At 70.3% G+C, this 16,556-nt stretch carries 16 protein-coding genes; 7 read left to right on the top strand and 9 right to left on the bottom strand.

Translation table 11 applies throughout. The annotated features are described in order from the left end of the window. Nucleotides 1-41: 41 nt before the first annotated feature. Together CLV46_RS01590 and serS are read right to left on the bottom strand one after the other, a co-directional pair. Nucleotides 42-845, bottom strand: a complete 804-nt coding sequence (locus CLV46_RS01590; RefSeq protein ID WP_100363176.1) for an HAD family hydrolase — start codon at nucleotides 843-845, stop codon at nucleotides 42-44. Next, nucleotides 842-2,107, bottom strand: coding sequence for a serine--tRNA ligase (gene serS, locus CLV46_RS01585; protein WP_100363175.1), 1,266 nt, complete (start codon nucleotides 2,105-2,107; stop codon nucleotides 842-844). Before serS ends, CLV46_RS01590 begins: the two co-directional genes overlap by 4 nt. 88 nt (nucleotides 2,108-2,195) lie before the next feature. Here serS and CLV46_RS01580 point away from each other — a divergent pair, with 88 nt between their 5' ends. Then, nucleotides 2,196-3,251, top strand: a complete 1,056-nt coding sequence (locus tag CLV46_RS01580) for a diacylglycerol/lipid kinase family protein (RefSeq protein ID WP_100363174.1) — start codon at nucleotides 2,196-2,198, stop codon at nucleotides 3,249-3,251. A gap of 17 nt (nucleotides 3,252-3,268) precedes the next feature. Here the strand turns inward: CLV46_RS01580 and pheA are convergent, their stop codons facing one another. Beyond that, nucleotides 3,269-4,213: a prephenate dehydratase gene (gene pheA, locus CLV46_RS01575; protein ID WP_100363173.1), complete on the bottom strand. Its 945-nt coding sequence runs from the start codon at nucleotides 4,211-4,213 to the stop codon at nucleotides 3,269-3,271. Between the two features lie 93 nt (nucleotides 4,214-4,306). Here pheA and pgm point away from each other — a divergent pair, with 93 nt between their 5' ends. Then, nucleotides 4,307-5,926, top strand: coding sequence for a phosphoglucomutase (alpha-D-glucose-1,6-bisphosphate-dependent) (gene pgm / locus CLV46_RS01570; protein ID WP_100363172.1), 1,620 nt, complete (start codon nucleotides 4,307-4,309; stop codon nucleotides 5,924-5,926). Nucleotides 5,927-6,068: 142 nt separating this feature from the next. Here pgm and CLV46_RS01565 read toward each other — a convergent pair whose 3' ends face one another. Next, a complete protein-coding gene (locus tag CLV46_RS01565) occupies nucleotides 6,069-6,839 on the bottom strand; it encodes a M15 family metallopeptidase (RefSeq protein ID WP_100363171.1) in 771 nt (256 codons plus the stop codon). Nucleotides 6,840-7,042: 203 nt separating this feature from the next. Here CLV46_RS01565 and CLV46_RS01560 point away from each other — a divergent pair, with 203 nt between their 5' ends. Continuing rightward, nucleotides 7,043-8,782 (top strand): MDR family MFS transporter, encoded by a 1,740-nt coding sequence (locus CLV46_RS01560; RefSeq protein ID WP_100365821.1) that lies wholly within the window; start codon nucleotides 7,043-7,045, stop codon nucleotides 8,780-8,782. Between the two features lie 70 nt (nucleotides 8,783-8,852). On the opposite strand, the gene CLV46_RS01555 is transcribed toward CLV46_RS01560, so the two are convergent. From CLV46_RS01555 to CLV46_RS01540, 4 genes are read right to left on the bottom strand one after another with little or no spacing between them, the layout of a single operon-like run. Beyond that, nucleotides 8,853-9,317, bottom strand: coding sequence for a hypothetical protein (locus CLV46_RS01555; protein WP_100363170.1), 465 nt, complete (start codon nucleotides 9,315-9,317; stop codon nucleotides 8,853-8,855). Between the two features lie 17 nt (nucleotides 9,318-9,334). Continuing rightward, nucleotides 9,335-10,540 carry a signal peptidase I gene (locus CLV46_RS01550; RefSeq protein WP_100363169.1) on the bottom strand — a complete coding sequence of 402 codons (1,206 nt, stop codon included), beginning with the start codon at nucleotides 10,538-10,540 and terminating at the stop codon, nucleotides 9,335-9,337. Nucleotides 10,541-10,542: 2 nt separating this feature from the next. Then, nucleotides 10,543-11,208 carry a hypothetical protein gene (locus CLV46_RS01545; RefSeq protein ID WP_100363168.1) on the bottom strand — a complete coding sequence of 222 codons (666 nt, stop codon included), beginning with the start codon at nucleotides 11,206-11,208 and terminating at the stop codon, nucleotides 10,543-10,545. Continuing rightward, nucleotides 11,208-11,816, bottom strand: a complete 609-nt coding sequence (locus CLV46_RS01540) for a SipW-dependent-type signal peptide-containing protein (RefSeq protein WP_100363167.1) — start codon at nucleotides 11,814-11,816, stop codon at nucleotides 11,208-11,210. Before CLV46_RS01540 ends, CLV46_RS01545 begins: the two co-directional genes overlap by 1 nt. Before the next feature lie 287 nt (nucleotides 11,817-12,103). Between CLV46_RS01540 and CLV46_RS01535 the strand changes: the two genes are divergently transcribed. Then, nucleotides 12,104-12,451, top strand: a complete 348-nt coding sequence (locus CLV46_RS01535; RefSeq protein ID WP_100363166.1) for a gamma-glutamylcyclotransferase family protein — start codon at nucleotides 12,104-12,106, stop codon at nucleotides 12,449-12,451. Nucleotides 12,452-12,454: 3 nt separating this feature from the next. On the opposite strand, the gene CLV46_RS01530 is transcribed toward CLV46_RS01535, so the two are convergent. Continuing rightward, nucleotides 12,455-12,850: a MerR family transcriptional regulator gene (locus tag CLV46_RS01530; RefSeq protein WP_100365820.1), complete on the bottom strand. Its 396-nt coding sequence runs from the start codon at nucleotides 12,848-12,850 to the stop codon at nucleotides 12,455-12,457. A 53-nt stretch (nucleotides 12,851-12,903) separates the two neighbouring features. Between CLV46_RS01530 and CLV46_RS01525 the strand changes: the two genes are divergently transcribed. The 3 genes from CLV46_RS01525 to CLV46_RS01515 all read left to right on the top strand — a co-directional run bounded on the left by CLV46_RS01525 (nucleotide 12,904) and on the right by CLV46_RS01515 (nucleotide 16,515). After that, nucleotides 12,904-13,863: an aldo/keto reductase gene (locus CLV46_RS01525; protein WP_100363165.1), complete on the top strand. Its 960-nt coding sequence runs from the start codon at nucleotides 12,904-12,906 to the stop codon at nucleotides 13,861-13,863. A gap of 210 nt (nucleotides 13,864-14,073) precedes the next feature. Further along, nucleotides 14,074-15,384: an ABC transporter substrate-binding protein gene (locus CLV46_RS01520; RefSeq protein ID WP_425430398.1), complete on the top strand. Its 1,311-nt coding sequence runs from the start codon at nucleotides 14,074-14,076 to the stop codon at nucleotides 15,382-15,384. Between the two features lie 87 nt (nucleotides 15,385-15,471). Beyond that, complete coding sequence (locus CLV46_RS01515; protein ID WP_100363163.1) at nucleotides 15,472-16,515, top strand: carbohydrate ABC transporter permease; 1,044 nt, start codon at nucleotides 15,472-15,474, stop codon at nucleotides 16,513-16,515. The last annotated feature ends 41 nt before the right edge of the window (nucleotides 16,516-16,556 follow it).

The following is a 16,556-nucleotide window of genomic DNA, read 5'->3' as shown; positions in this document are numbered from 1 at the left end:
CGAGTGTACCGGGCGCACCTGCCGTCGCCCTGGTCGGCGGATCAGAAGTCCGCGAGGACCGCGGCGACGCCGTCGTCGAGGTCGGTGCCGGTGCGCTCGGACGCGGCCGCGGCGACGTCGTCGGGCGCCTGTCCCATCGCCACCCCGCGCCCATGCTCGGAGGCCCACTCGAGCATGTCGATGTCGTTGCGTCCGTCGCCCATCGCGAGCACCCGCTCCCTCGGCACGTCGAGGCGCTGCCGCACCCGCTCGAGCGCGGTCGCCTTGTTCACGCCGTCGGGGGCGATGTCGAGCCAAGCCGTCCAGCCGACGTTGTAGCTGACCCGGTGCAACCCCATCCGCTCGACGACGCCGAGGAACTCCTCCATGTCGTGCTCCGGCGAGATGACGACGACACGCGTGGCCTCGAGATCGAGCAGCTCCTCGAACTCGACGTGCTCGCTCGTGGTCGAGAGCGCCCCGTCGGGGAACGCGCCGCCCGAGTAGCGGTAGTGGCCCTCCGCGTCCTCGACCGCGAACCGCGCCTCGGAGAGATGCCCGCGGATGGTCGTCAGCACCTCGGCGGGATCGAAGGTCTCGACGAACTCGCGCCGGTAGCCGACCGGAGCGTCGCCGTCGCGGCGCAGCGTGATGGCGCCGTTCGCGCACACGACGTACTCGGGCGAGATGCCGAGCCGGTCGAGGATGGGCAGGGTCATCGACACCGACCTCCCCGTGGCGAGCATGACCTCGTGCCCCAGGTCGGCGACGCGCTGCACCTGCTCGATCACCGCATCCGACATCGTGCCGTCTTCCTGCAGCACGGTGCCGTCGATGTCGAGGGCCACGAGCCAGCGGTCCGTCATCGCACCGGCTCCAGCACCTCGAGGCCGCCCAGGTACGGGCGCAACGCCTCGGGTACCGCGACCGAGCCGTCGGCACGCTGATGGGTCTCGAGCAGCGCGACGATCCACCGAGTGGTCGCGAGCGTGCCGTTGAGGGTCGCGACCGGAGCCGTCTTGCCGCTCTCGGTTCGGGAACGGATGTCGAGCCGTCGCGCCTGGAAGGTGGTGCAGTTGCTCGTGCTCGTGAGTTCGCGGTACGCGTCCTGCGTCGGCACCCACGCCTCCACGTCGAACTTGCGCGCCGCGCTCGTGCCGAGGTCGCCCGCCGCCGTGTCGATCACGCGGTACGCGAGCCCAAGGGACTGCAGCATCTCCTCCTGCAGGGCCAGCAGGCGCTCGTGCTCCGCCTCGGCGTCGGCCGGGTCGACGTAGCTGAACATCTCGAGCTTGTTGAACTGGTGCACGCGGATGATCCCGCGGGTGTCCTTGCCGTGGCTTCCGGCCTCGCGGCGGTAGCACGTCGACCATCCGGCGTAGCGCAGCGGCCCGTCCGACAGGTCGAGGATCTCGTCGGCGTGGTAGCCGGCGAGCGCGACCTCGCTCGTGCCGGTGAGGTAGAGGTCGTCGTCGGGCAGGTGGTACACCTCGTCGGCGTGCTCGCCGAGGAATCCGGTGCCCTGCATGATCTCGGGCTTCACCAGAGTGGGCGTGATGAGCGGCACGAACCCGGCCGCGAGCGCCCGGTCGAGGGCGAGCTGCATGAGGGCGAGTTCGAGCCGCGCGCCGATGCCCTTGAGGTAGTAGAACCGCGCGCCGGAGACCTTCGCCCCGCGGGCCATGTCGATCGCGTCGAGCTTCTCGCCGAGCGCCAGGTGGTCGAGCGGCTCGAAGTCGAACACGGGCCGCTCGCCGACCTCGCGGAGGGTGACGAAGTCGTCCTCCCCGCCCGCAGGCACCCCGTCGAGCACGAGGTTCGGGATGCGGCCCACGATGCGGGTGAACTCGCCCTCCGCTTCGCTCGCACGCTGGCTCGCCGCCTTCACCCGCGCGGCGAGTTCCTGCACCTGGGCGACGAGGGCCGCCTTCTCGTCCTTCGGGGCACTCGCGACCCTCTTGCCGAACGCGTTCTGCTCGGCGCGCAGCGCCTCGAACTCGCCGATCGCGGCGCGGCGTTCCGCATCCGCTCGGATCGCCTCGTCGACCGCGGACGACGAGCCGCCGCGCAGCTCCTGCGACGCACGGATTCGGTCGGGATTCTCGCGGAGGAGCTGCGGATCGATCACCCGCTCAGCCTATCGATCGCCGCGGCGCCGCCCGGGAATGCGCCCGGACACCCCCTTCCTTCACGGGCGGGTGACATACGTTGGTGCCATGACGGCACCCGAGACGGCCACCCGCCCCGCGAACCCGAGCGTCGCCGCGGTCGTGTACAACCCGGTGAAGGTCGACGTCGACGACTTGCGCGCGACCGTCGCCGACGCGCAGCAGCGCGCCGGGTGGGGCGAGACGCTGTGGTTCGAGACGAGCGTCGAAGACCCGGGCGGCGAGGTCACGAAGAAGGCGCTCGAGCAGGGTGCCGCGGTCGTCATGGCTGCCGGCGGCGACGGCACGGTGCGTGCGGTCGCCGAACAGCTGCGCGGCACGGGAGTACCGATCGCGCTGCTCCCGTCGGGCACGGGCAACCTGCTCGCCCGCAACCTCGACCTCACCCTCGACGACCAGCCGGGCTCGATCGAGGTCGCCTTCACGGGCAAGGACCGGAGCATCGACCTCGGCGTGTTCGAGGCGCGCATGGAGGACGGCAGCCTCTCGCGCAACGCGTTCCTCGTGATGGCCGGACTCGGGCTCGACGCCCAGATGATCGTCAACACCAACGAGGAACTCAAGAAAAAGGTGGGCTGGCTCGCCTACGTCGACGCGATCGCGCGTTCCCTCAAGGGAGGATCCCGGCTCCGGATGCGCTATCGCCTCGACAACGAGCCGACCCGCGGCATGGCCGCCCACACCATCCTGATCGGCAACTGCGGATCGCTGCCGGCCAACATCCTGCTGCTGCCCGAGGCCGCCGTCGACGACGGACTGTTCGACATCGTCGCGTTGCGCCCGAAGGGGCTCTTCGGCTGGTTCCAGATCTGGGTGAAGATCGCCTGGGAGAACGGCGTGCTGCGCCGCACCGAGGTCGGCCGACGCCTCATGGGCACGAGCAAGGAGGTGCGCGCCCTGCGCTACATGAAGGGGCGCCAGCTCGTGATGCGGTTCTCCGAGCCGGAGGAGTACGAACTCGACGGCGACGCCTTCGGCAAGGCGACCGCCATCCGCACCTACATCGACCCGGGCGCACTCGTCGTGCGGATCCCGCAGGACGAGGAGATCGACTCCGACCAGGAGGTCGGCGCAGCCCGGCACTCGGTGGACGTGCCGCAGTAGGCGCCGCTGCTCCGCTGCTACTCCGGCTCGCCGCTCAGCAGCCCGCGCAGCCAGTCGCGGGCGTCGATGAACACGTCGTCGTCGTACCGCGAGGTGACCTCGACGGCCTGCCGGTCGGCCCGCGGGTAGGACCCGAGGAAGATCACCTTCGGGCTGAACCGCTTGAGCCCGAGCAGCGCGTCGGCGACACGCTCGTCCTGCACGTGACCGTCGATGTCGATGACGAACCGGTACCGGCCGAGCGCGTCGCCGATGGGCCGGGAGTGCAGGCGGTTCATGTTGACGCCGCGCGTGGCGAACTGCTCGAGCATCTCCAACAGCGCGCCGGGCTCCTCGTGGGGCAGCTCGACGATCAGGCTCGTCTTGTCCGCTCCGGTGCGCTCGGGCAGCCGGCCGGCGCGGCCGACGAGCACGAAGCGGGTGACGGCGTGCGGGTTGTCGACGATGTGCTCGGCGAGCACCTCCACGTCGACCTGCTCGCGGATGGTCGGCGGCGCGATCGCGGCGTCGGCGATCGCCCCGTCGAGCAGGTCGTGCGCGGCCGCGACGTTCGAGCTCGCCGGAACGTGGGCGTGCGCCGGGATGGTGCGCTCGAGCCAACCCCGGCACTGGGCGTAGGCGACCGGATGCGCGCTCACGACCCGCACATCCGCGAGCGCCGTGCCCGGGCGGGCGACGAGTACGAAGTCGACCGGCACGAGGTACTCCCCCGTGATGCGCAGGTCAGGGATGCTCGCGAGGGCGTCCTGGGTGGCGCTCACGCCGCCCTCGACGCTGTTCTCGATCGCGATGACCGCGCCGACGCTGCGGCCGGAGACGACGTCGTGCAGGGCCTCCCCCACGTTGTTGACCGACACCCACTCCTTGCCCTGGGCTTCGGGCACTCGCGTGAGCGCGGCCCACGTGAAGGTGCCGGCCGGTCCGAGGTAGCTGTAGCGCTCGGTCGAGGCGGGATCGGGCATGGCTGCGAGCCTAGCGGCGCACGCCGTTCCCTCGTCATCCGGGAAGCTGAAAGCCCGTGGAGAACGGGCCGTGCGCGGTGCCAGACTTGCCGCATGAGCGACCGAGCGGGAACACCGGCCACCGAATCCGACCTCGTCGACGTGGAGGCACTCATCGCCGCGTACTACGCGGGAGTGCCCGACGTCTCCGACCCGGCTCAGCGGGTGGTGTTCGGCACGAGCGGGCACCGTGGTTCCTCGCTCGACACCGCCTTCAACGAGACGCACATCGCCGCCATCACGCAGGCGATCGTCGAGTACCGGGCGAGCCAGGGCATCACCGGTCCGCTCTTCGTCGGTCGGGACACGCACGCCCTCAGCCGTCCCGCCGAGACGACGGCGCTCGAGGTGCTCGAGGCGAACGGCGTGCACGCCCTCGTCGACGCGTACGAGGACTACGTGCCGACACCGGCGCTCAGTCACGCCATCCTGCGTTACAACAGGGAGGGGCACGACGACCAGGCCGACGGCATCGTCATCACCCCGAGCCACAATCCGCCCCGCGACGGCGGCTTCAAGTACAACCCGCCGCACGGCGGACCGGCCGACTCCGACGCCACATCGTGGATCGCGAACCGAGCCAACGAGCTCATCGCCGACGGCAACCGCGACGTGAAGATGGCGGAACCGAGCGGCGTCGACACCTACGACTTCCGCGAGCACTACGTCGCCGACCTCGAGAACATCATCGACATCGACGCGATCAAGCGTGCCGGCGTGCGGATCGGCGCCGACCCGCTCGGCGGCGCGAGCGTCGGGTACTGGAAGCTCATCGCCGAGAAGTACGGGCTCGACCTCACCGTCGTGAACCCGACGGTCGATCCCACCTGGCGTTTCATGACGCTCGACTGGGACGGCAAGATCCGCATGGACCCGTCGTCGTCCTCCGCGATGGCGTCGGTGCTCGCGCACCGGCACGACTTCGACATCCTCACCGGCAACGACGCCGACGCCGACCGTCACGGCATCGTCACACCCGACGGCGGCCTCATGAACCCGAACCACTACCTCGCGGTCGCGATCGAGTACCTCTACACGCACCGGCCGGAGTGGCGTCAGGATGCGGCGATCGGCAAGACGCTCGTGTCGAGCACGATGATCGACCGCGTCGCCGAATCGCTCGGCCGCCGGTTGTGGGAGGTGCCGGTCGGATTCAAGTGGTTCGTGCCCGGCCTCATCGACGGGTCGGTCGCGTTCGGCGGCGAGGAGAGCGCCGGCGCGAGCTTCCTGCGCAAAGACGGCACCGTGTGGACGACCGACAAGGACGGCATCCTGCTCGCCCTTCTCGCCGCGGAGATCGTCGCCGTCACGGGCAAGACGCCGTCGCAGCTGTACGCCGAGCTCACCGAGCGCTTCGGTGCGTCCGCGTACGAGCGGGTGGATGCGGCGGCGAGCAAGGAGCAGAAGGCGCGGCTCGGCAAGCTCGACGGCTCCGCCATCACCGCGGAGACCCTCGCCGGAGACCCGATCACCGCGCGGCTGAGCGAAGCGCCCGGCAACGGCGCCGCGGTCGGCGGGGTGAAGGTCGTCACGGAGCACGCGTGGTTCGCGGCCCGCCCGAGCGGCACCGAGGACGTGTACAAGATCTACGCCGAGTCGTTCCGCGGCTCCGAGCACCTGCGGGAGGTGCAGGCGGAAGCCCGCGCGATCGTCGACGCCGCCCTCGGCGCCTGACCCGCACCTCCCCGCGGGTCCCCGCTGCGGGAAACGCTCGCGCGGACCCTGAAGTCGCACTTCCGCACGGTGCACACGTGTCCGTACTGTGCCGGAGTGCGACTTCGGCGGCCGCAGGGCGCGAGTCGGAGGCGGGCGACCGTCAGCCGGCGTAGCCGGGGGCGGGCGGCAGCCCGAAGAACTCCTCGAGCGTCGTGATGCCCTTGGTGTGCATCTCGGTCGCGAGCGGCACGCCCACGTACCGGAAGTGCCACGGCTCGTACTCGTACCCGGTGACGGGTGTCTTGTCGGCCGGGTAGCGCAGGATGAAGCCGAAGCGGTACGCGTTCGCGGCGAGCCACTGCCCGTGCGGCGTCTCTCCGAAGCACGCGGCGAGCGAGCAGTTCGCCGGCACGGACGAGATGTCGATCGACAGGCCGGTCTGGTGCTCGCTGTGCCCGGGCCGGGCGCTCGTGAGGTCGGCTCCGGCCTGTCCGCGCTCGCTGACGTAGCGGTTGTAGACCGTCACCTGGGTCGGGTAGCTGCGATAGGCGCTCTGCGACTGCATCTGCAGCCCCGCTTCGGCGCTCGCGGTCGCGAACATCGCCACGACCGCATCCGAGGCCTCCCGCCGCAATTGGGGCGGGTTCGCGAACGGCACCGGCACGTCGACGAGGTCCCCGGGCGTGTAGTCGGCCGGGTTCAGCGGGCGCAGCTTGTTGACGACGACCCACGTGCTGTTCGGGTCGTCGATCGACTGCGCGGAACTGTCGAAGGTGGGAGTGGGCGTCGGCGTGGGCGTGGGGGTCGCGCTCTCGGTCGGAGTGGCGGATGCGGTGGGCGGCTCGGTCGGCTCCGGGTCCGGCGTTCCGACGCAACCGGCGAGAAGCAGGGTGACGGCGGCGAGGGCGACAGCGAGGGGTCGGGCGAGCATCGATCGAGCCTAACGTCCGCCGTGAACCACTTGCCCGAAAGCTGCTCGGCGTGTAACTTTGCAGTCTGCGCAAGTTTACCGCCGTCGGTGTCGCCGACGGCTGCTGTCGTTTAACTCCCCCAGAAGGACCCATGCCGCGTCGCACAACCCCCCGGATCTCATCGAAGGACCGCGCCCAGGCCATCGCCGACGCCGGTGGCGTGATGACCCACAAGCAGATCCTTTACGTGATCTTCGGCCTGATGGCGGCCATGTTCCTCTCCGCCCTCAACCAGACCGTCGTCGGAACCTCGATGAAGACGATCGCCGACGACCTCGACGGGTTGAGCCTGCAGGCATGGGTCACGACCGCATTCCTCATCGTCTCGACGGTCGCGACGCCGATCTACGGCAAGCTCAGCGACATCTTCGGCCGACGCCCGCTGTTCATCATCGCGATCGTCATCTTCCTCATCGGGTCACTCCTCAGCGGCATGGCGAACTCGATGTACGAGCTCGCCGCATACCGCGCGGTGCAGGGCCTCGGTGCGGGCGGGCTGATGGCCCTCCCCCTCGCCGTCATGGGCGACATCCTCGCCCCGCGTGAACGCGCGAAGTACCAGGGCTACTTCCTCGCCGTGTTCGGCATTTCGAGTGTGCTCGGTCCGCTCATCGGCGGCCTGCTCGCCGGCGTCGACCAGATCTTCGGCGTCACCGGATGGCGCTGGGTGTTCCTGATCAACATCCCGATCGGCATCATCGCCCTCGCCATCGTCATGGCGTTCCTGCACCTGCCGCACACGCCGCGATCCGCACGCATCGACTGGTGGGGCGCCCTCACCGTCGTGCTCGCGGTCGTTCCGCTCATCCTCATCGCCGAACAGGGTCGCGAGTGGGGCTGGTCCTCCCCCGGCGCGTGGGCCTGCTACATCGTCGGCGCGATCGGCATCGTCTCGTTCGTGTGGGTCGAGCGGCTCATGGGCGATGACGCGCTCATCCCGCTCAAGCTGTTCCGCTCGTCGACCTTCTCGATGGCCACCGTGCTCGGCGTGCTCGTCGGCTTCGGCATGTTCGGCGCGATGATGACCATCCCGCTGTACCTGCAGCTCGTCAACGGCGTGAGCCCCACCGAGAGCGGACTGCTCATGCTGCCGATGATCCTCGGCCTCATGATCTCGTCGATCGCGAGCGGCCAGATCATCGCGCGCACGGGGCGCTACCGCATGTTCCCGATCATCGGCACGTTCCTGCTCGCCGCCGGCTTCCTGTACCTCACCTTCTCGAGCTACGACAAGCCGGTCTGGTTCCTCATGGGCGGGATGCTGCTGGCGGGTCTCGGACTCGGCCAACTGATGCAGACGCTCACGATCGCGAGCCAGAACGCGGTGGGTCCGCGCGACATGGGTGTGGCGACCTCCGCGGCGACGTTCTTCCGTCAGATCGGCGGCACCCTCGGCACGGCGGTCATCTTCTCGGTGCTGTTCAGCCGCATCCCCGACACGCTCAAGGCCGCCTTCGAGAACAGCGCGCACCAGCGCGAGCTGGCCGCCGCGCTGCAGGATCCCCAGGTCGTGGCGGATCCGGACAACGCCCGCATCGTCGAGCTGCTGACGAGCAAGGATCAGGGCAAGCTCGCGGATGCGCTCAACGGCGACACGTCGTTCCTCAACGCCGCCGACGACCGCCTGTCGGCACCGTTCCTCGACGGCTTCGGGCAGGCCACCGTCACCGTCTTCTGGGTGAGCTTCGCGGTCGTCGCGATCGCGTTCGCGCTGAGCTTCTTCCTCAAGGCGACGCCGCTGCGCGAGAAGTCGGCACTGCAGGAGGCGCACGCCGCCGACGCGGCCGACGCCGACGCCCAGCTCGACACCCAGCTGCAGGCTCAGCGCGCGGCGGATGCGATGGGCGCCCTGCATGAACCGGGCACGGCGACGGGTTCGATCCCCACGGCCTCACGCCGCTGACAGCCGAAGGCCCGGCGACTCCGCGTCGCCGGGCCTTCGTCATGCGTGCATCCGCCCGGGACGCTCGGGATCAGGAACAGTCTACGAGCACGCCGAGCAGTACGTTCGTCACCGAGACGGTGCGGGTCTGCGCCGCCGGCGACGAGGACCAGGTGCCGAGGTGCGAGCTGATGCGCGCCGTGCTGCTGCCGATGCCGATGACCGTGTTCGTCGGCACGAACAGCTCGGTGGCCGTGCCGCTCGCCGAGTAGGTGCCGGTCGGCGGGTTGAGTCCCCCGGCGTAGCTCAGCGTCACGCTGAATCGGTTCGGCTTGAGGCTCGTGGCGGGCGGTGCGGTCCAGCTGAAACGGATGGCCTGCTGGAGCAGTCCGCCGACGAGGAAATTGCCGACCGTGCAGGTGAATCCTCCCGGCGGCAGCACCCGGCCCGCGGCGACCGTGCCGCCGGCGTGCTCGGGGTCGCTCCAACTCGCGGACGCGGGCGTCGCGGTGACGAGGGTCGCTGTGAGAGCGGCGCCGAGCACCAGTGCGGCCACGCGACCACGCCGCCCGATCATCGCGCGACCGCCGACCGCGGGAGCCGACGGCCGAGTCGTGCAGCCAGCAATCCGGTGCCGACCGCGAGCAGTGCCACGGCGATCGGTCCGGCGACGTTCGCGCCGGTGGTGGCGAGCGGGGCGTCGACGTCGCTGCCGACGACCACGACGTCGCCGAATCCATCCGCCTGCAGTCGCAACTCGAGTCGGCCCGCCGCGGCGGCGTCCGCGCGGCGGTGCACCGCGATGCGCAACCAGCTCTGCTCGTCGGTCCGGATGCGCTGCAACGCGATGGTGTCGTCGCCGACGGGCGCGGAGCGGCGCGACAGGAGTTCGGTCGCGCTGCCAGCGCAGGCATCGTCGCGCCAGCGCTCGCTGCACGCCGTGACGGCGATCTCGAACCCCGCGCCGGGATCCCCGATGCCGCTGATCGAGAGCGCGACCTCGCCACGTTCCTCCGCCTGGGCGAGCGCGCCCACCTGCCACACCGCGGATCCTCCGGGAGTCATCCGTCGATTCCGCGCCGCATCGCCGACGCTCACGAGCGTCACATGTTCGCCCTCGACGACGTGCTCGACCATCTCCGTCTCCACCGCGCGTGCGGATTGTGCGGGCAGGGCCGTGCCGGCGAGCACTCCGCCACCGACGAGCACGATCGCCATCGACCGCGCGACGCGCGATCCGCGCGGCGCGCGGGGCGCCCGGTGGCGCGGTCCGTGGACCTCGGTCGACTCCCGCGGCCAGAACGCCCACGTGACGATGCCCGCCGCGACGACGGCGATCCCTCCCATCACCCGGGCGTCGGAGAACCAGCCGACGACGCGCGCGAGCTCCGGCACGTGCGCGATGACGAGCCGCACCCGCTCGACCGTGTAGGGCAACGGATCGGGATCCCGGTTCGCGTCGCCCTTCATCGTGATGATGCGCTGCCCACCCGCCGCCGGCTGCACCGAGGTCACCCGGTGGGTGACCGGCAGCGCTCCGGCCCTGTCGACGGTCACGACGTCGCCGACCCGCACCTCGTTCGCCGGGATCTCACGGACGACCGCGAGCGAGCCGGCGGGGATGGTCGGCGACATCGAGCCGGTCTTGAACATGATGAGAGTGACATGGAACGCCACGGCGAGCACCACGAGCAGCAGACAGAGGGCCCCGCCCGCGGCGAGCGCAGTGAGGGCGATCTCGCCGACGGTCGAGAGGGTGCGGCGCGCGGGGCGGACCATGGTCACGCCGCCGAGATGGAGTCGAAACGCCAGGTCAACGTCGCGCCGGTGCCCTGGTAGGTGCTGGCGGCCGTGCTCTGGATGCGGATGTCGACGCAGAAGCGGGCTTCCCCCGCACCGTGGGCGCCGAGCGTCGTGGGCACACGGGTCGAGGGCACGGCGCTCGAGACGGAGGCGTAAGCCGCCGCGCCGCCCACGAGGTAGGTGGCGGAGGCGGTGAAGGCGGTGCTGTCGCATGCCGCGGTCGCCGAGGCGCCTCGCACCATCCGGTACTCGAGCACCGGTCGCAGGTCGCCGCTCGCCGCGGCGGCCGTCGTCAGGCCGGCGAGCGCCGTCGTGCCGGCGACGGTCGACCCGGTGGTCGTCCGCACGTTGAGCCACGCGTAGTGCGAGCTGCTCGGCGACATGGCGCTCCCCGAGGTGAAGGTCAGCACGGCGCCGGGCGCGGTGTCGTTGGGGCGGTACCCCGAGTCTCCCGAGCCGCGTGACTCCGTGGCGAAGACACTCGCGGCGACCGCACCGGCGGCGAACTCGCCGTCGGTCCACGCGGCGAGCGTCGTCGCCGCTCCCCCGCCGAGCACGAGGGCCCCCGCGAGCAGCGCACGGGCGCGTCGGAAGCGCCGTCGCCGTCGGATGTCCCGTCGACGCGGCGTGGCCGCGTTCGTCATCAGTTCGCCGAGGTGGCGGCGAACTGCCAGGTGACGGCGCCCGACTGGCCCTGCGCGAGACTGGAGTCGGCGCTGACGGCGAAGCACAGGTTCACCGGGGCTCCGGCGGCGCCGGCGGTTCCGGCGGCGAGGTCGAACGACCCGGTGCCCGCGGTGAGCGCCGTGCCCGACGGCACGATCGTCGTGCCCGTGGTGGTGGCGTCGCAGCCGAAGCTCGACGTCGCGATGAGCTCGTACGTGAGGCCCGCGACGACACCGGTCGTGCCGGCGACTGTCAGAGCGACGTCGGCGGGCGAGGTCGTGGTGTCGTCGAGACGCACGGCGAAGGGGGCGTAGACCGTCTCCTCCGGCGCGAGGTTCTGCGCCAGCGGAAGCGAGAAGGCGAGCGACGCGGGGGCGTCTGCGGCCGGGTGCTCGTCGTAGGCGGTCCCGTTCGCGCTGCCCTCGAGGTTGAAGGAGCCGGCGCTGAACAGTCCGGTGGCGAACTCGGAGTCAGACCAGGCGGCGAGCGTGACGGCCGCGCCGACGCCGAGCACGACGCCTCCGGCGAGGATGGCGCGCACCTTGCGGCTGCGGGCGGGACGGGTGGAGGTGACGGTGGAAGACATGATTTTTCCAAGCGATGAAAGGGATCCGCACGGCGCACTGCTGTGGGCCGTACTGCTGCGATCCGTGGACGAGAGAGAGGGCGGGATCCGCCAGAAAGCCCTGTGCACGGATGCGACCGGTCCCCTTTGCCGGGTCGGATCCCCGGCGGCCTAGTGAGCGCCGCCTCCCGGCTTGACTCGACAGTAGGGCGGGACGATTTGTCCCCCCAAGACCCCAGTGATGGGACAGGACGGTCTGTCTACCCCAAGGCGCGGGACGCCAACCGTCCGGCTCCTAGAGTGGACCCATGAGCGCCCTCGTGTTCTCGTTCGGCACCCTCCGACTCGAGCGCGTGCAACTCGCGCTGTTCGGCCGGGTCGTGCCGACGCAGCCCGACACGCTCGCCGGCTATCGGCTCGGGGAGGTGCGGATCACCGATCCCGACGTCATCGCGGCGAGCGGGAGCGACGTGCATCCCGGACTCGAGCACACGGGACGGCCCTCCGATCGCGTCGACGGTGCGGTGCTCGAACTCGACCAGTCGCAGCTCGCGGCCGCCGACCACTACGAACGGGTCGCCTACCGCCGCATCGGCGTCCGCCTCGAGTCGGGCCGGGATGCGTTCGTCTACGTGCCGAAGGACATCGCGCTCTAGCAGTCAGGCGAGCATCGAGCGCGCGAGGTGCCGTTCGGCGGACGCCCCCTCGGAGTGGTACCAGGCGATCTTCTCGCGCAGGCGCCGCTGCTGAGCGAGGAGGGCGTCGATCGACGCCTGCACCTCCCGATCGTGCTGCTCGAGCAGGGCGAGACGCTCGTCCATCGTCGAGTCGTCGGTCGCGAGTTGCGCGTAGCTCTTCAGCTGCGCGATCGGCATGCCGGTGTCACGCAGGCAGCGGATGAGCCCGAGCCATTCGATGTCGCTCTCGGTGTAGGCGCGACGACCGCCGGCGCCCCGGCGGATGCGGCCGAGCAGCCCCGCCTTCTCGTAGTAACGCAATGTGTCGAGGCTGAATCCGGTGCGCTCGGCTGCCTCCGCCGGGGTGAAGGTCTGCATGACCACGATCATGCCCTTGCGCTGGAGCGCGCTCCAGCTTGGAGCATGGGGTCATGACGGGAATTCGGCTGGCGCTCGGCGCCATGATGTTCGGGATCACCATCGACGAGAGGACGTCGTTCGCACTCCTCGACCGGTTCGTCGAGGCGGGCGGCGAGTGGATCGACACTGCGGACTGCTACGCGTTCTGGGCGAGCGAATCCGGCTACGGCGGGGACAGCGAGCGCCTCTTGGGCCGCTGGCTGAAGGCCCGGCCGGACGCGCGAGCCCGGGTGAAGATCAGCACGAAGGTCGGCGCGGAACCGCGGGACAAGGATGACTGGCCGGCGTCGCGCGAAGGCCTCTCGCCCACCGCCGTGCGGACCGCCGCGGAAGGCAGCCTGCGGCGCCTCGGCATCGAGCGGGTCGATCTGCTGTGGGCGCACATGGAGGACCGCACCGTGCCGATCGAGCAGACCGCGGAGGCCTTCGGTGCCCTCGTCTCCGACGGGCTCACCAAGCGCGTCGGAACCTCGAACCACCCGGCGTGGCGGGTCGAGAGGGCGCGTCGGCACGCGCTGGAGCGGGGCCTGCGCCCGGTCGACGCGCTGCAGCACAGTCGGTCGTACCTGCGCCCCCGACCCGGCGTGCTGCCGCCGGGGCAGAACCACCGCTTCGGCATGCTCGACGACGAGCTGGTCGACCTCGCCGCGACCGAGAAACTCGACATCTGGGCGTACACGCCGCTGCTGAGCGGCGCGTACGACAACCCCGCCAAGCCGATCCCGGAGGCGTACGACCACCCGGGCAATCGGCGCCGGCTCGAGGTGCTCGACGAGGTCGCTCGCGAGCTCGGCGCGAGCCGCGGGCAGGTCGTGCTCGCCTGGCTCGTCGGCGGCCGCCCGTCGATCACCCCCATCCTCGGAGGCAGCAAACCCGAACAGCTCGAGAGCGCGCTCGAAGCGGTGCGACTGGAGCTGCCCGAGGAGCTGCGGACGCGTCTCGACGAGGTGGACGCCACGTCGCCGGCGTAACACAGGTGAGGGGAGCGCGAGGCGACACGCCGAGTGCCGTGAGAGCGCTCCCATGATTTTTCTGGCCCCTGACCGGCCCTTCTTCGTGCGTGGACGGATTCTGTCGTTGACAGCCGCCTTGCACCGCTCTAGCGTCATCCGCATCGTGAGAGCGCTCCCACGAAAGTTGCGAGGCGCTCCCACTCCTGCCTCATCCACGCACACAAAGGAGTGACCGTGAGAATTTCACGACGCACCACAGCAGCGGCCGTCGCCGGCGCCGCAACCCTCGCCCTCCTCGCCACCGGATGTTCATCCGGCGGCTCCGGAGGAGGTGACGGCGACGTCACCCTCACGGTGACGACCTTCGGCACCATGGGCTACGAGGAGCTCTACAAGGAGTACGAGAAGGCCAACCCGGGCATCAAGATCGAAGCCACCAACATCGACACCGGCGGCAATGCCCGCACCGACGCCTTCACCAAGATCGCCGCCGGCTCGGGTCTCTCGGATGTCGTCGCCATCGAGGAGGGCTGGCTCGGCAAGATCATGGAGGTCTCCGACCAGTTCGTCGACCTGCGCGACCACGGCATCGAGGACCGCAAGTCGGACTGGATCGACTGGAAGTACGAGCAGGCGACCGACCCCGAGGGTCGCGTGATCGGCTACGGCATGGACGTCGGCCCCGAGGGCCTGTGCTTCAACGGCCCGGCGTTCGCCGCGGCCGGCCTGCCGACCGACCGCGCCGCGGTCGCCGAGCTCTTCGGCGGAGCCGATGCCAGTTGGGAGCGCTTCTTCGAGCTCGGCCGCCAGTACCACGCGGCGACCGGCAAGGCCTGGTACGACCACTCCGGCTTCGTCTGGAACGCCATGGTCAACCAGCTCGAGGAGGGCTACTACACCGCGGACGGCGAGCTGAACATCGAGGGCAACGCCCAGATGGAGGCCCGCTTCGACCTCATCGCGCAGGGCGCGGCCGACGGACTCTCCGCGGCCGAGAGCGCGTGGGACTGGAACGGCGGCAAGTCGTTCACCGACCAGAGTTTCGCCGTGTTCACCTGCCCGGGCTGGATGCTGGGCACCATCACCGGCCAGCTCGAGGCCGGCGGCGGCGGACCGGAGACCGGATGGGACTTCGCCGACGTGTTCCCCGGCGGCCCCGCCAACTGGGGCGGCACCTTCCTGAGCATCCCCGAGACCTCGGAGCACAAGGAGGAGGCGGCCGCTCTCGCGAGCTGGCTGACCGAGCCCGAGCAGCAGGTGAAGCAGTCGGCCGCGGCCGGCAACTTCCCGAGCACGGTCGAGGCGCAGGAGACCCTGGCCGCCGAGGCCACCCCGAACGAGGTGTTCAACGGCGCGCCCACCGGCGCGATCCTCGCCTCGCGCGCCGAGGGCGTCGTGGCCCAGTTCAAGGGCCCGGACGACTCGGTCATCCAGGAGAACGTGTTCGGCCCGGCACTGAAGAAGCTCGACAACGGCGAAGCCGACCGCGACGCCGCCTGGCAGGAAGCCCTGACGCTCCTGTCCGAACTGGTGGACTGACCCCCGCGTCCACCCTGCGAGGCCCCGGCTCCCCCCGGCCGGGGCCTCGCCCCTTCACCTCCTTCTCCTCGCGTCCAAGGAACCGCCATGACCAGCACCCTCGACCGGCCGCCCGCGGCGACCCCCTCGACCGCTCGACGGTCTGCGGTCGCCGCCCCTCTCACTTGGCGGCAACGGCTCAGCCGCTTCGACGTCAAGGCCTCGCCGTACGTCTACATCGCACCCTTCTTCGTGTTGTTCGCCATCACCGGCGCGTTCCCGCTCGTCTACACGCTCGTCGTGTCGTTGCACGACTGGGAGCTGCTGTCGGGCCAGGGCGACTTCGTCGGTCTCGACAACTTCGGCGCCGTGCTGCAGGACCGGTTCTTCTGGAACTCGATCTTCAACACGCTCAGCATCTTCCTGCTCTCCACGATCCCGCAGCTCACCGTCGCGCTCGTGATCGCCGCCGTGCTCGACCAGCACCTCAAGGCCCGCACCTTCTGGCGGATGAGCGTGCTGCTGCCCTATGTGGTGACCCCGGTCGCCGTGGCCCTGATCTTCTCGAGCGTGTTCAACGAACAGTCCGGCCTCGTGAACAACCTCCTCGGCACCATCGGCATCGACCCGGTCATGTGGAAGCAGGACACCCTCCCGAGCCACATCGCGATCGCCACGATGGTGAACTGGCGCTGGACCGGTTACAACGCGCTCATCCTGCTCGCGGCCATGCAAGCCGTACCGCGCGACCTGCACGAGTCGGCCGCGATCGACGGGGCCGGCGCTGCCCGCCGCTTCTTCTCGATCACCGTGCCGAGCATCCGCCCCACCCTCATCTTCGTGATCATCACGGCGACGATCGGCGGGCTGCAGATCTTCGCCGAGCCGCGACTGTTCGACGTGTCGGCCGCGGGCGGGATCGGCGGCTACGACCGTCAGTTCCAGACGACCGTGCTCTACCTGTGGGAGATGGCGTTCTTCCGAGGCAACTTCGGCGAAGCGTCCGCGATCGCATGGCTGCTGTTCCTGCTGATCGTGACGCTCGGCCTCATCAACTTCTTCATCTCGAGGCGCATCGCCTCGTCCGAGAACCGGGCGATCAAGCGCGCGAGCGCGCGCCGCCTGGCAGCGCAGCGAGGAGCACGCCCGTGAGCCTGCAGACCACGACCCCGGCCGCCTTCCCGGTCGAGCCC

This window comes from Diaminobutyricimonas aerilata, from assembly GCF_002797715.1.
Taxonomy (GTDB): Bacteria; Actinomycetota; Actinomycetes; order Actinomycetales; family Microbacteriaceae; genus Diaminobutyricimonas; species Diaminobutyricimonas aerilata.
This window is presented reverse-complemented; position numbering and strand designations above follow the sequence as displayed.

Bases quoted from the DNA above. Each gene is read 5' to 3' on its own strand.
- CLV46_RS01590 (WP_100363176.1), bottom strand. From the start codon at position 845: ATGACGGACCGCTGGCTCGTGGCCCTCGACATCGACGGCACCGTGCTG.
- CLV46_RS01580 (WP_100363174.1), top strand. From the start codon at position 2,196: ATGACGGCACCCGAGACGGCCACCCGCCCCGCGAACCCGAGCGTCGCC.
- pheA (WP_100363173.1), bottom strand. From the start codon at position 4,213: ATGCCCGATCCCGCCTCGACCGAGCGCTACAGCTACCTCGGACCGGCC.
- pgm (WP_100363172.1), top strand. From the start codon at position 4,307: ATGAGCGACCGAGCGGGAACACCGGCCACCGAATCCGACCTCGTCGAC.
- CLV46_RS01565 (WP_100363171.1), bottom strand. From the start codon at position 6,839: ATGCTCGCCCGACCCCTCGCTGTCGCCCTCGCCGCCGTCACCCTGCTT.
- CLV46_RS01560 (WP_100365821.1), top strand. From the start codon at position 7,043: ATGACCCACAAGCAGATCCTTTACGTGATCTTCGGCCTGATGGCGGCC.
- CLV46_RS01550 (WP_100363169.1), bottom strand. From the start codon at position 10,540: ATGGTCCGCCCCGCGCGCCGCACCCTCTCGACCGTCGGCGAGATCGCC.
- CLV46_RS01545 (WP_100363168.1), bottom strand. From the start codon at position 11,208: ATGACGAACGCGGCCACGCCGCGTCGACGGGACATCCGACGGCGACGG.
- CLV46_RS01540 (WP_100363167.1), bottom strand. From the start codon at position 11,816: ATGTCTTCCACCGTCACCTCCACCCGTCCCGCCCGCAGCCGCAAGGTG.
- CLV46_RS01535 (WP_100363166.1), top strand. From the start codon at position 12,104: ATGAGCGCCCTCGTGTTCTCGTTCGGCACCCTCCGACTCGAGCGCGTG.
- CLV46_RS01530 (WP_100365820.1), bottom strand. From the start codon at position 12,850: ATGCAGACCTTCACCCCGGCGGAGGCAGCCGAGCGCACCGGATTCAGC.
- CLV46_RS01525 (WP_100363165.1), top strand. From the start codon at position 12,904: ATGACGGGAATTCGGCTGGCGCTCGGCGCCATGATGTTCGGGATCACC.
- CLV46_RS01515 (WP_100363163.1), top strand. From the start codon at position 15,472: ATGACCAGCACCCTCGACCGGCCGCCCGCGGCGACCCCCTCGACCGCT.